The organism is Teredinibacter purpureus (genome assembly GCF_014217335.1).
Classification (GTDB): domain Bacteria; phylum Pseudomonadota; class Gammaproteobacteria; order Pseudomonadales; family Cellvibrionaceae; genus Teredinibacter; species Teredinibacter purpureus.
Genome location: NZ_CP060092.1, coordinates 3,692,831 through 3,706,217, shown reverse-complemented (window position 1 = coordinate 3,706,217; position 13,387 = coordinate 3,692,831). Strand labels below are relative to the sequence as shown.

Genomic DNA, 13,387 nt, shown 5'->3' with positions numbered 1-13,387 from the left:
CTTTAATATGCGTAAATTAGACAAATGTGAATTGAAAAGTATTGTTAGTTTGGAATTCTCTCCTCTGAGAGAATTGTCAGATGAAGAAATACAATGTGTGGCTGGGGGTGACTGGTCCTTCAGCTTTAATTTTAATTGGGGTGGGCCAACATTGAGTGGTGGCGCTAGTGGTTCTGGAGGGGACGGAAGTTCGAGCTCTAGCTCGAGTTCTAGCTCGAGTTCAAGCTCTAGCTCATCGGGTGGGGCGTAATTAATTATGAAGGGAGGCTTCCCCCCTTCATTTTAAACCACACATCAATGAGAATGAGTTTATTTTATAAGGAGCGTTTTTATGAGAAAACTTGACGAAACTGAACTAAAGAGTATCGTGAGTTTGGAATTTTCGCCTTTGCGAGAACTATCAGATGCAGAGATCGAGAGTATTGCAGGAGGGGGGTGGTCATTTACTATAGATTTTCGGTGGACTGCACCAAGTCTTGGGGTTGACTTCTCAGTGTCGCAGACTGATTCCGGTTCTAGCTCTAGCTCTAGTTCTAGCTCTAGTTCTAGCTCTAGTTCTAGCTCAGGCGGCGCTTAATTTCTTGTTTGAGTAGAGAATAAAATGGGCCTTAATAAGGCCCAGCTTTAAGAATTGATAGAACGGTCTGAGGACGTTAGTGTGAATGAGAGTATGGTTGCAGCGGGCAAAAATGAACGGGTTATTATAAGCTCCACTGGTACGTTAGGAGACATTTACCCATTTATAGGCTTAGGAGTGGAATTAAAAGCCCTGGGTTACGAAATCGACTTTATTACGAATGACAGCTTTAAAACAGCAGTCGAAGATGAGGAGCTAAATTTTATTTCAAATGGGCCTGCAGAAGAGTATCAGAGAACCCGCTCCGAGTTATTTTCAGAAGATAAAAGACACGATTGTGATCTGTACTATCAAATACCCGCTATGGAGCGAACATATAAATACCTGATAGATACCTATGATAGGGGCTCAAAGCTGTTAATTATTACAACGGATGAAGCTAACGGTGCGTCGGCTGCTTCGGAAGAGATGGGCTGGCCAATAGTGAAAGTGAACATTATACCTCAGGCTATATTTTCTATAGAAAACCCTCCTGCACCTTATTGCTGGGAATTTAAACGTTTTCCTGCACCAGTTCGTAGACTGTTCAGGGCGGTTAAATACAGGCATGGGTCATATCAGCATGGGGCTAGGAAGGACATCATTATTAATTACATTAATGGGATTCGAAAGGCAAATGGTATGCCTAAGTTTGTTCCCGGCAGGCCCATGACGAATAAGGTTCTTGAACTTGGGCTTTTCCCAGAGTGGTATAGTTTCAGGTCTAAGGATTGGTCAAAAGACATTAAGTTAGTTGGCTTCCCATGCTGGGTGCCATCAACGGACATAGACGATGGCGTAGTAGATGACTTTATAAGAAAGAACGGAAAGCCGATCTTGTTTACTGTAGGGACAGGAGTGTCCAAAGCTGAATTCTTAATTGATATTGCGAAAGATATCTGTGAAGAGCTTGAGATGCCGTGCTTGTTTGTTGGGGGGCGTGCAAAGAGGGAGATTGAAGAAGATAGAGGGTTTTTGTACTTACCTTATGTAAATTTTGATCGACTTATGCCTAAATGCTTGGCGCTGGTGCATCACGGTGGGATAGGAACGCTATCTCAAGCAATTAAGTCCAGAATTCCCCAGCTTATTATCCCATTTCAGGCAGATCAGCCAGACAATGCGCTTAGAGTCAAAAAGTTGGGGGTTGGAGATTTCGTTTTTCCTCATTGCGTTGTTGAGCCTGATATAGTGATTCCCATGATCAGGGAGCTGGTTAAAGAAGCCGAAAAAAATAACAATTTGGCGGCCTTTTCAGCAGAAATTGGGAGGTCTCAACCCTTACAAAAAGCAGGAAGTATCATTGATGGGTATCTTCGGGAACAAAATGGGGTGGTTACAGCATGAATTTATTCAAAATGTTTCCTATGAAGGGTGATGTAATTCCATTTGTTAAAGCTGACAGTACAGGGGGGGATGGGTTGGCATGTGCCTCTATGCTCTGTATTTACTACAAGATTGAAACGTCACCGGAAAAAATAAAGAGAAAGTTCCCCAGTTTTAGTAATAAGATGAATATGGAAAATCTAGTAGAATTATTCAGTTTCTACAAGAAGCCACATACTGCATACCAGTGTGATGTATCAGAGTTGAGCGCTGTGGAAGTTCCGGCGATTTTATACTGGGAGAATTGTCGATTTGTGGTTTTAGCAAAAAAGGAGAAAAGTGAGCGGGGTGAGAGTTATATCGTCTTTGATCCATCAACAAAGAAAAGACGATATCCCTCCGAAGAATTGGAAATATATTTTTCGGGCGTTATATTGGTGGCGGATTAAGGTTACGCCATGAAAAAATTGCTATTCATTTCTCCATATTTACCTCTTATGTCAGGTTCTGGGGGGGTAATGCGAACTTATCAGATTTATGAAGAGTTGAAAGTTTCATTTGAAGTAGACTTCATGTTGGCCGATCCGGCCACTAGGAACGTAAAAGATATAGGGCCATTTAAGCGTGAGAATAATTTTCTAGGGACGGTCCTTGAAAATTGTTGGAAGCCACTAAAGGTTTGGGCAAGGCCCGGCTTGCATGAAAAGGTGAAGGAGGCGTTAGCTGGTTCGACATATGACTATGTTTTTGTCAGGTACTATTCGACGGCGTACTGGCTAGGCTTGATCGGTTTAGAAAAATTGATTCTCGATTGTGATGATTGTCTGAGTGAAACAAACGGACAAGCTGTGCAGATGTTATCAAGAAAGCCGGTGAGGAGATCGATATTTAGATGCATATGTCACCTGATTAACCTTAGGTATGTTAAAGATTTGAGCCGTTGCAAGGCTGTTCTATTTGCAAAAAAAAGTGGTGCGATTAAATGGAGTGAGAATTATTACGAGTGCCCTAATAAAATTTTCCCGGTGAGTGGCATTGATTCATCTTTCCAAGACACAAAAGATCGATGTTTGACTGTTTTATTTATAGGGATGTTGGGTTATTACCCAAATTATCATGGGCTCGACCATTTTATACGACATGTTTGGAAGCGTGTCTGTGATGAAGTAGGCTGTGACGTTAAGCTTAAGATCGTAGGGGCAGGGCTTCCCGAGGAGTATGCGTGCGCATGGAGGAGCGATACAAGTATTGAGCTTTGTGGGTATGTCGAGGACATAAATAGAGCATACGAAGGGGTGGATTTATCAGTTGTTCCCATGTATCAGGGTAGCGGAACACATATAAAGGTAATAGAATCTCTATTGAGGGGTGTGCCAACAGTGGTAACTCCTTTGGCTCATAGAGGGTTTGAATGTTCACTTGCTGACGGTGAAAGCCTGCTTGTGGCTAAAGATGATGATGAATTTAGAGGGAAAGTTGTACGAATGCTGATGGACAAGGCCTTCGCTACTGATATAGCAGAAAATGGAAAGAGATCTGTTGAAAATAAGTTTCTATATTCTCCAGGTAATATGAAAGTCGTTGAAATGATGGGGCTAGAAATATGAGGGTATTGAGGTGTCTTATGATGACTTTAAATCAAGATGGAAGAAATAGAGTTATCAAAACCTCTCTATTCGCTGTGTTTATACTAGCAGGTTTTTCGTGTGCTCAAGGTTCGGAGGGTGAGAAATTGGATATAAAGCTTGTTGGTGAGATTAGTGCGAATACATATGATGCTTTTAAAATTGAGCTGGAGAAAAGCCCAAAAGCTCAGCAAGTTACAGTTTCAAGTCAAGGCGGTTCGGCGCTTGTTGCAATGGCAATAGGGAGGTTGATTAAAAACAGGAAAATGAGGGTAAAAGTTGAGGGTTATTGTGTATCTTCCTGTGCAAATTATATTTTTATAGCGGGTGAAGATAAAGTCATCACGCGAAACTCACTCGTGGTATTTCATGGTGGTCTACAGCAGGAGGGCTTGCTCGACCAAACGCTATCAGGGACGTATGAGCAGTCAGCCAAATCGAATGCATATAATGACCAGGATACGCCACAATATATTATGGATTTATTCGGTTTGGAGAAATCAGATAGCTTGGAGGAAGAGCTCAACGCACTAGTGAAAATAGAGCAGGAATATTTTGAGGAAATGGGCGTGAGCAATGAGCTCCCAACATACGGGCAGAAAGGGGACTATAAAGAGATATGCGACTCGGGGATGTATTTTGGGTTTTATTATGACCTTGACTCGTTAAAGAATATGGGGGTTAAAAATGTCTCTGTGGAAGGGGGTCGATGGGAGCCTGATGAAAATATGCATTTTGATAAAGTATATCATGTAAATTTCCCTTGAAGAACGATAAATGGATATAGAAAAAAAGCGATATGAGGCGGTGATTAAATCTGCTTCAACAAATGATCAGTGTTTATTTACCGTTGTTATTCCAACTCACAATAGGCCAGCACTTCTTAGGAGAGCTCTTAGGAGCGTTAGGAGCCAAAATTTTTCGGGTTTAGAGGTCATAGTTATTAATGATGGATCTACGGATGAGTATAATTTAGGAGAGGACGAGTGCAGGGGGGTAAGATATCTCAGGAATGATCATGCTGGGGGTGTTTCGTATGCACGAAATCAAGCCATTGAAAGAGCGAGCGGTGAGTGGATAGTTTTTCTGGATGATGATGATGTTTTGGCTGATAGGTATCTGAAAACCCTCGAAAAATATATAGTGAGAAGTCCTGATGTTGGACTGTTATGGTCCGATGTGGAAATTCGCTCAGTAGGCAAGGATGGGGAGGTTGAGAGCCTGAAAAGGGTGTGGCCGAGGGCATATGTTGATGATGAGCACCTTAAATCAACGGCGTTATCGATAGGTGCAAGTTTTGGGCTCGCGATAAAGAAGGAGTTTTTTCTGAGGTATGGGGGTTTTGACCTAAGTTTTAGTGTTTGTGAAGATGTTGAGTTGATCGCTCGACTACTTAGTAAAGATATAAAAGTACAGCCTGTTAGTCGCGTCGGTGTTGTAAAGTATGAAGATCACAGTGATAGGTTGTCCGGAAATTTAGCGATATATTCCGAGACTGGGGTTTATGAAAGGCTAATAGGCAAACATAAAGATTTTTTTAAGAATAACCCTGCATGTACAAAACATATGCTTAGGTGGGCCCTTCAGGTGCATGGGCAATCCAAAAATGTTAAGGGAGAAATTAATGCAATAAAAAATCTATGGGTTATTGGGGATAAGATGCATTGCATTAAATATACTATTTCTGCATCGTTCTTAAGGGTTCTTGGATTGCCAAAATATGCCAGATTTTAGAATGATGAATCATGGCCTGTATCTATGTATGTTTGGGATGGCAGGTATTCAATGTCTCCGTTTTAAGAGGGTATGTCATGGCTTTCGAATTACACCATGTTTAATTGATTTCTTTCAAGCTGTTTAAGTTGTTCGAGTTGGTTTGCTGTCTAGCTTATGATCTACTAGAAGGCATTGTAGGGCTTTATGAAATTGATGAAAATTGTTCGGAAATATAACTACGTTCCCGTTGAGGTTAGCAGGGTAAGGTTTCCTAATTTAGTTTGGAAGTCGGACTCTATAAGGGAAACGGATAAAGAGTTTGTAAATAAATATTCAGTTATTATTCCCGAATCTGAGTTTTTTTCGGAAGTTGATATTGATGCTGACTCTGAAGGAAGTGCTTTCGCTGATAGATACGGCGGTTATGGGGGGGCATCGAATGGTGGAGGAGCTCGTTGTGTCAATCTAGATGGGAGGCAAATAAAAGGAGTTGGTGCTAACAAGCTGTTAGGGAAGTCCGTTATTAATAGTTGGTATTCACATGGAACACTTAATATCGTGGATGCTGTGTGTGAAGTAATATACTCGAATATTTTGAGTGAAATACTCCCTTGTGGTGTGGTTGAATGCCATGGTTTGGTATTGCTTGCCAAGGAGTCTAGTTTTTATGGAGAAGATATTACAAGTATAAGCGATGCTGAGAGGTGCTGGGGGGCGCTTATTGTCAGAGACGAGTGCGTCAGGCCTGCGCATTTTCTTAGGGCAAGAAATTATATCCCTCTCGATGAATGGAAGTGGCAGTTACAGAGTGATGTAGTAAGAGTGAGAGGCATCTCAAAAGCGGTAGATAATGAGCTCGGAGACAGGCTGAAATTTGTTGAGCATCTATCAAAAGTTGTGCGTGCACAAGCTAATCAATTTGCATTTGCAAAAGCAGCAAGGATAATACATGGCTCTACTACTTCGTCGAATTTAACTGTGGATGGAGCATGGATAGATTTTGCGGCGACCACTTTTCTTCCCACTGGTAAGAACTTCCAGACAGGTACCAATCAGGAACCCTTCCAAGATGAATGGAGAAATGTAGAAGACATTGTTGTTGAGTATGCGGATACACATACTAAATTTAATAACTATGACATACATATAGACCCCTTGTTGACTTACTATAACGAGGCCATGGATTTCTATTTTCATAAGCACAGCGCTTACGTTTTAGGGGTCTCTTATGAGAAATGGCCGGAGTATAATGTAAACAATGACGCAGATGTCGTATCTAGAGTCATGCATGACATCATTCATTTGAATAAAGAAGCAATCGTTGGAAGTCCTGATGGTTATTATGATGATCCGATGTTATCACTACTGTTTGCAGTGTACGGAAGTTGTCTTAGCATTAAGGTTAGTAAGCGAGGATTGCAAGAGTATCTTGATGATAACGACAGGGTCGAAGAGCTTTGCGAGAGTTTCCTAAGATTGAGCAAGGATGTATTTGCTGAGGCTCCTGATGGGACCGTAAGCAGAGACCTGATACGTGCAGTTATTGTATCGTATAGGCAGACAATCTGTTCCTCATTTTTCTACAGGGGAAGACTGCGCCGTCAACTCTCAGAAACTCTTCACTTAGCTGATTCACATTATTATTCTTCTTATATCGAGACGGCACTGGCTGTTGGTGAGTTCTGCTATGAAGCTCCAGGAAGTGAACGGGTGTATTTATTTTCCTCTGGGGAATTGAGTGTCTCGTATTGTACCTCATCGGGAAAGTTTTGTATTTGTGATGCAGTTGGGGAAGAAAATTATTTTTACACATACTCTGAATGCTATGTAGAGATTTGTAAAATTGATAAGAAGCAATTTGAGGTGGGAGGTTTTAATTTTTTAGTATTGTTTGATCAGCTTTGTCTGGTTCTGTCATGATGGCAAAGAGGAGATCTGAGTGTCTGGCTTAGGGAGTGTTAGAGATACCATATGCGTTGTCGATGATTTAAGGTCAAGGTCAGGGTTTGACAATCTTAATCATAATCGAAGGCGCAGCGTGATGTTTTCAATTGAGGCTGGCACGTTTTTGTTGATGAAAGCATCAGATGGTCAGGTAATAGGGTATGTATCCTGGGTGAATGTTACACGAGAGTCCTTTTTGAGGCTGAATCGGATAGGAAGAATGCCCTATCATTGGCATGAGTGGAATGAAGGGTTGATATGCTTGATATCGGATGTCTGCATTTCAGGGGAGCATAGAAATTTCGGATCTAGGCTGTTTAGGCAATTTATTAAGGGTAAAAAGGTAGTTGCCTATAGGCGTCGTCGAGCTGTTATTGCGGTAAAAAGGAAGGGTGTTTTTGTCCGCCTAAATACTCATTAATGATCCTTTCAGTAGGGATGTGCTCTGCTCGTGAATTGCCATATCGGCATGACCGATTTTATGTTTATTGATTCGATGATGGTGTTGCTAGAATTTACAGATAAAATATAGTACGGAATATGGAGGCGAGTATGAATACTAAGCCTGTGCAAAAAGTGATTATTGCAGGTGGTGGGACCGCAGGGTGGATGGCTGCAATGGCCTTATCCAAAGTGGCTGGTAAGGTGATTGATATTACATTGATTGAATCAAGTGAAATCGGCACGGTCGGGGTTGGTGAGGCAACGATACCAACGATGATTGACTTTCATAATATCATGGGGATTGATGAGCAGGAGTTCATGAAATTGACTAATGCAACGTTTAAGCTTGGTATTAATTTTGTGAATTGGAAAGAGGTTGGCCAAAGTTACTTTCATTCATTTGGACGTGTAGGGCAAGATACTTGGCTGGGAACATTTAACCAATATTGGAAGCATGGAGCAGATAATGGATACGCCGGAAAATTGGAAGATTACTCTCTAGAAACTTGTGCTGCCCGGCAGGGGAAGTTTGGGTTTCCAAAAGGAAAAAGAATTGGATACTCCTATCATATAGACGCATCAGCTTATGCCGGATTTTTGAAAGTTATTGCTGAAAATTTTGGCGTTAAGCATATAAACTCGAAAATCAGTGATATCCAATGTGACTCTGAGACTGGACATATTAAGAGCCTAAAGCTACAGGATGGAGCAGTTCTAGAGGCAGATTTATATATAGATTGCACAGGTTTTAGATCGCTTCTAATGCAGAAAACACTTCAGACTGGTTATGAGGATTGGTCAAAATGGCTTCCTTGTAATAAGGCTGTTGCTATACAAACCGATGACACCTCAATTTTTTCACCATATACAGATGTTACTGCCCGGGAGGCAGGTTGGCAGTGGAGAATCCCACTCCAAAGTAGGACTGGAAACGGCCATGTTTACTGTGATCGTTATATGGATGATGAAACGGCTTTAAAGATATTGCGATCCAACATGACTGGGAATGAGTTAACTGAGCCGAATGTTTTAAGTTTCACTACGGGTCGATCGAAGTTGTACTGGAATAAAAATTGTATTGCACTGGGTCTTTCAGGAGGTTTTGTGGAACCTTTGGAGTCTACAAGTATACATATGATATCTAGGGGAATATTGAGATTGTTACAAGTATTTCCATTTGCTGGTATTAATAAATATGATGTGGATGCATATAATGAATCTTTAAAAAGGGAAACGGACTGTGTTAGAAATTTCATTATCGCACATTACAAATTGACCAACAGAAATGATAGTGATTTTTGGGAGTATTGTAGGAGTATGGATATTCCAACTGAATTGCATGATCGCATAGAACGCTATAGAGAGGTGGGTCGAGTATCAGCACTTGAGGATAGAAATGAGCTATTTAAAGAGGCATCTTGGATTCAGGTTCTTTCCGGACAGGGAGTTGAGCAGATGACACATTGTCGTGTGGCTGAGTTGATGCGTGAGAACGTGAATATGGCACAGTTGGGTATGATGAGGCAGTCAATTGAACAAACTCTGAGTGAGCTTCCGCTGCATAGAGATTTTGTAACCGAGTATTGTGATGTGGAAAGTTGAGGTGAAAAACTCATGTAGGACTTCCCTCTAATATAAGGAATCTAGAGTGCTGTAGCTTGCAAGCTCTTGATTTTCATTGATGGCGCCCCCGAGATTATTTTTGTGTATGGATATAGTAACGACAATATTTGATGATGAAGCAGAGTTTAGACTTTTGAGGTTGCAGGCTAAGTCTTATACTCTGGTTGACCCTGAAAGTGTGAACACAGTATTCATAATCTATAACGATAAGCACTTTGATGTATTTACAAATAAAAAACTGCCAGTGTTAGTTAACGATTATCCTGAAGCGTTTAGGGGGAAGCTGGAGTTTGTAGATAGTGAAGTTTTCGGGATAGATCGCTTGACACCTGGCTGGTTGAGTCAGCAGCAGATCAAACTTGCTGTCTCCACGATAGTGAAAAGTGAATGTTATCTTGTCCTTGATGCTAAAAATCATTTTATTAGAAAGGTAACAAAAGGTTCATTTTTGAGTCAAGAAGATGCTGGAAAGCCGTACCTCTATCTTGGAGACTCAGGATCTATGATCTCTTGTTACCTGAATTGCCTTAAATATTTCAAAGCAGAGAATCAATTTACTGATATTAAAAGGATGCCTGTAACAATCACACCTTTCATATTTATTTCTAAGTATGTCACTTTGTTGCTGAGGAAGATTTCATTAAGAAGCTTTAGAAATCTTCACCTATTGGCCTCTCATATCGCTACACATAAGGGATTTTCAAAAAAACATTGGATTGCTGAATCTCTGTTGTTATTGTTCTCGCGAGATGGTTATGATAGCTGTACAGAGTTCTACTTGTACACAGCCTTTTTGGTCAGTCAGAAAAATTTAGATGATCACTTCGAAATTCCAGTGAATATCTCTGGCTTTTGCGTATTTTCACAAAATCCAGAGGATCATTATTGGAATTCATTGGATGGTAAACTTATAGCGCTAGAAGATACAAATATCAAAGTCTTTGGGCTTCACAGAGAGGTTTTACGATATTTAAATGACGGATATAGAAATAACCTTATAACGCTATATTCAACCTTTTATGATGAGCTTATTGTTGAATATATTCGCAAAGAAATATTGCCTCTTGATGTGACAAAGTAGGCACAATAGCCATTCCCCAATTTTGAGTAATTTTTGGAAGTCTAAATCAATGTTAACGCGCCTTTTCGAAAATGTCTTTTCACGTAGGAAAGCCAATGTTGCCGAGAAATATTTTAAAGGGTTTCCCTTTGTATTCTCAAAGATAGATACAGCCGGCGGGCAATCGGTTAGTCATATTTATGCAAGCCCTAGAATTGACGCCCTTAATGTGGGTGCCCTTGCATTGAAGCTAGGATCTCGGTGCTGGTCCTTGGATACCGATTGCCTTAAAGCGGTTTATATGGAAGTTGATGATCTTTCATTCCTTATTTTTCAACCTAGATCTTTAGGCCTTTCTGAGAGAGAGGATTTGATCGACAGTCTAGATCAGTCAATTGATTCAATTCTAAGTATTCAGTTAAAGGATCGAGCAAGAGAGTTGAGCCTAACCCGTTTAGAGAATATGGATCATGGTGTGTTTAGTGCGATCATTCTTTTGTATCATCACATAGTTGGGATGACCTGCAATATATCAGTCGAAGCACTGAATGAAAGAAAGACAGTTAATACACATCTGAAAATGCTTGGAAACTATCGTAAGTTGTCTGACTCTGAGCCAGTGGATGTAGCCACGCATGTAGAGAACTTTTCAACTATGTACTTTATTGAAATCTATGCGATAGGGAAATTGTTTCAGGATAGTGATGGGTTGACTTTGCATGATGTGGCAACGAATACTGCTCACTTTCCTGTTCTAGTAAATTCTTTGAATATAGCTGAAGGGTTAAAGACTAATATTGCTAGAATCGAGTGCTCAGATCTATGTCTAGAGCTTCCACATCGTACGATTGATCTGTTATCAAAGACTTGCGAGATTGATTTAAGTGAAATTAAGCTGAGCCGCTTAGATTTGTTTAATGTGAACCCTTCAGAGATCGATTCAGACATTGTTACAGCCAATGATATTCTCGAGCATTTCAACGATGAAGATTCATTACAAATTTTTAAAAGGCTGTGGTCTATTACTAAATCAATGCTCATTGTCCATGTGCCTTTTGAGGCTGAGCCTCATAGAGAGTATGGCCATTTAACTACGTTTAATAAGGATAAGTTGACGGACTGGGCAAATTGCTTGGATCGTTGCACTAATGTCACTAGTATTGTGCGGGGTCTTTTCGCGGGTAGGGTACCACCCTTATATTTCGACCAGTTCCTTTTTCTACGTAAGGATGCTGAGTAGGATCATCTGCAAGCATCATGTAAAAGATAAGAACAGTTTCTATTTTCATCTTCTCTTGTCTGTTAAAAAGTTTCTGGAATTTTCCTCAATTTTGTTAATTTACGTAGTCTGTCCTTATGTTTACCGTCGTTATTCCAACATTAGATAGACCATCCTACCTAGTCAGGGCTATAAGAAGTGTATTGGCTCAAGAGGTGCGAGGTGTTGAAATTATTGTTGTCGATGATTGTTCCGCTGAGTCCTATGATGAGATCCTGTCTGAGTTTGAGACTGAGGTGATCTACATCAGACACGCCTCCACCCAAGGTGTCTCTAATACTCGTAATACTGGATTGTTAGCGGCAAAAAATGAATGGGTCGCTTTCTTGGATGATGATGATGAGTTTCGGCCAGGTTATTTGGAGTATATGGCTTCAAATATAGAAGCATCTAGTTATTCGAATACATTCTTTTGGTGTGGTGTTGAATTTGTTCAATCAAATATCAATGCTGATCAACGAAGGTTGTATAGGACTTACCCTGATGTCTATGAGAGCTCATTTGAGGCAACTAGAGACGCTCTTTCGATAGGAGCTAGTTTTGGCTTTCTCATTCGGCGTGATGATCTTATTGCGGCTGGTATGTTTAACCATTCATACAAGGTTGCTGAGGACACCGAGCTTATGGTTCGTCTATTAAGTCGTGGAATGAATCCAGTATCAGTGAGTTTTATTGGTATAGTAAAGTACGAAGACCATATTAGTCGCCTGGCTTCAAGTTTTGAAATATATTCAGACCTTAATGTTTATGAGAGGATATTTATGGAACACTCGCACTTTTTCAGTTCCAATCCTTTGCAATATTGCATAATGATGCGGTGGGCATTAAGGCTTCATATTGAGTTCTCAAACTATCCCTCTGCTAAAGGTATTTTGTGGAGTATGTTTAAATTGGGATTTTTCCACGATTATCTCAGTGGATCTGTAAAGTTATATAAAAAACGAATGGTGGGACTGTTAGTAAAGGCCTAGCCAGTATGAGGAGGAGCTTAGGTTCTTCACCATAATTATTAGCTTGATGGTAAGCGCCAAACCAACCACACCTTATCGAGACCTCAATAACCCGATATTCTAATGCCTCCCATAACACCGAAGGAGGCATCATGAGAAAATACCGTAAATACGATTGGCCAAAGCTAATTGTAGATTTTGAGGCTAGCGATAAAACCCAAACTCAATTTTGCAAGGAGCGTGACATAAACTCACGCTATTTCAATCAACAGCTACATAAACACCGCAACCAAGATAAAACCAAGTTCATCGAGTTGGAGGTCGAGCCGCAGCAAACGGCCACCGCAAAAACCAGCCTAATAATCGTCGTAGGTCGATGTAAAATCGAATGCCCTACCAGCATGCAGTTACAGTCTTTTACGACTCTAGTGCACAGTCTCGCATGATTAAGTGGTCAAACTCCATCAACGTTTATTTGCATCGAGACCCTGTGGACTTCAGAAAAGCCATTAACGGTCTATCGTTGATCGTATCAGATGATATGGCGTTATCGCCTTTTGACCGCGCCATTTTCGTTTTCTGTAATAAGCGCCGCTCTCAGCTCAAAGTACTTTATTGGGATGAAACAGGCTTCGTTCTCTGGCAAAAGCGCTTAGAGAAAGAGAAGTTTAAATGGCCAAAGCGCTCAAGTAGCGAAACCATAAAAATCGATAGTGAGCAATGGCATTGGCTATTACGCGGGTTCGATATCACACAAATAAAACCTCATAAGCAGCTCATCTATAGTGCTGTAGGATAGGTATT

At 40.7% G+C, this 13,387-nt stretch carries 14 protein-coding genes; all 14 read left to right on the top strand.

All coding sequences use genetic code 11. The features are described from left to right. Nucleotides 1-7 precede the first annotated feature (7 nt). The 14 genes from H5647_RS16325 to tnpB all read left to right on the top strand — a co-directional run bounded on the left by H5647_RS16325 (nucleotide 8) and on the right by tnpB (nucleotide 13,382). Complete coding sequence (locus tag H5647_RS16325; RefSeq protein WP_121495386.1) at nucleotides 8-250, top strand: hypothetical protein; 243 nt, start codon at nucleotides 8-10, stop codon at nucleotides 248-250. 81 nt (nucleotides 251-331) lie between these two features. Continuing rightward, entirely contained in the window at nucleotides 332-577 is a 246-nt protein-coding gene (locus H5647_RS16320) for a hypothetical protein (protein WP_121495385.1), read from the top strand. An 81-nt stretch (nucleotides 578-658) separates the two neighbouring features. Further along, nucleotides 659-1,963 (top strand): nucleotide disphospho-sugar-binding domain-containing protein, encoded by a 1,305-nt coding sequence (locus tag H5647_RS16315; RefSeq protein WP_045860057.1) that lies wholly within the window; start codon nucleotides 659-661, stop codon nucleotides 1,961-1,963. Further along, nucleotides 1,960-2,391, top strand: coding sequence for a cysteine peptidase family C39 domain-containing protein (locus H5647_RS16310; RefSeq protein WP_045860055.1), 432 nt, complete (start codon nucleotides 1,960-1,962; stop codon nucleotides 2,389-2,391). The genes H5647_RS16315 and H5647_RS16310 overlap by 4 nt, the downstream gene beginning before the upstream one ends. A 9-nt stretch (nucleotides 2,392-2,400) precedes the next feature. Further along, a complete protein-coding gene (locus H5647_RS16305) occupies nucleotides 2,401-3,549 on the top strand; it encodes a glycosyltransferase (RefSeq protein WP_045860054.1) in 1,149 nt (382 codons plus the stop codon). Nucleotides 3,550-3,566: 17 nt separating this feature from the next. Beyond that, a complete protein-coding gene (locus H5647_RS16300) occupies nucleotides 3,567-4,334 on the top strand; it encodes a Clp protease/crotonase-like domain-containing protein (RefSeq protein WP_162926419.1) in 768 nt (255 codons plus the stop codon). 10 nt (nucleotides 4,335-4,344) lie between these two features. Then, entirely contained in the window at nucleotides 4,345-5,301 is a 957-nt protein-coding gene (locus H5647_RS16295; protein ID WP_045860050.1) for a glycosyltransferase family 2 protein, read from the top strand. Nucleotides 5,302-5,487: 186 nt separating this feature from the next. Continuing rightward, a complete protein-coding gene (locus H5647_RS16290; protein WP_045860048.1) occupies nucleotides 5,488-7,203 on the top strand; it encodes a hypothetical protein in 1,716 nt (571 codons plus the stop codon). A gap of 576 nt (nucleotides 7,204-7,779) precedes the next feature. Beyond that, nucleotides 7,780-9,273, top strand: a complete 1,494-nt coding sequence (locus tag H5647_RS16285; RefSeq protein ID WP_045860043.1) for a tryptophan halogenase family protein — start codon at nucleotides 7,780-7,782, stop codon at nucleotides 9,271-9,273. A 106-nt stretch (nucleotides 9,274-9,379) separates the two neighbouring features. Beyond that, on the top strand, nucleotides 9,380-10,375 hold the full coding sequence (locus tag H5647_RS16280) for a DUF6492 family protein (protein WP_045860041.1): 996 nt from the start codon (nucleotides 9,380-9,382) through the stop codon (nucleotides 10,373-10,375). Between the two features lie 49 nt (nucleotides 10,376-10,424). After that, a complete protein-coding gene (locus tag H5647_RS16275; protein WP_045860039.1) occupies nucleotides 10,425-11,594 on the top strand; it encodes a hypothetical protein in 1,170 nt (389 codons plus the stop codon). Nucleotides 11,595-11,710: 116 nt separating this feature from the next. Beyond that, on the top strand, nucleotides 11,711-12,604 hold the full coding sequence (locus H5647_RS16270) for a glycosyltransferase family 2 protein (RefSeq protein ID WP_052692120.1): 894 nt from the start codon (nucleotides 11,711-11,713) through the stop codon (nucleotides 12,602-12,604). 131 nt (nucleotides 12,605-12,735) lie between these two features. Further along, entirely contained in the window at nucleotides 12,736-13,029 is a 294-nt protein-coding gene (gene tnpA, locus H5647_RS16265) for an IS66 family insertion sequence element accessory protein TnpA (RefSeq protein WP_045858888.1), read from the top strand. Beyond that, entirely contained in the window at nucleotides 12,972-13,382 is a 411-nt protein-coding gene (gene tnpB, locus H5647_RS16260; RefSeq protein WP_082087014.1) for an IS66 family insertion sequence element accessory protein TnpB, read from the top strand. The genes tnpA and tnpB overlap by 58 nt, the downstream gene beginning before the upstream one ends. Nucleotides 13,383-13,387 lie beyond the last annotated feature (5 nt).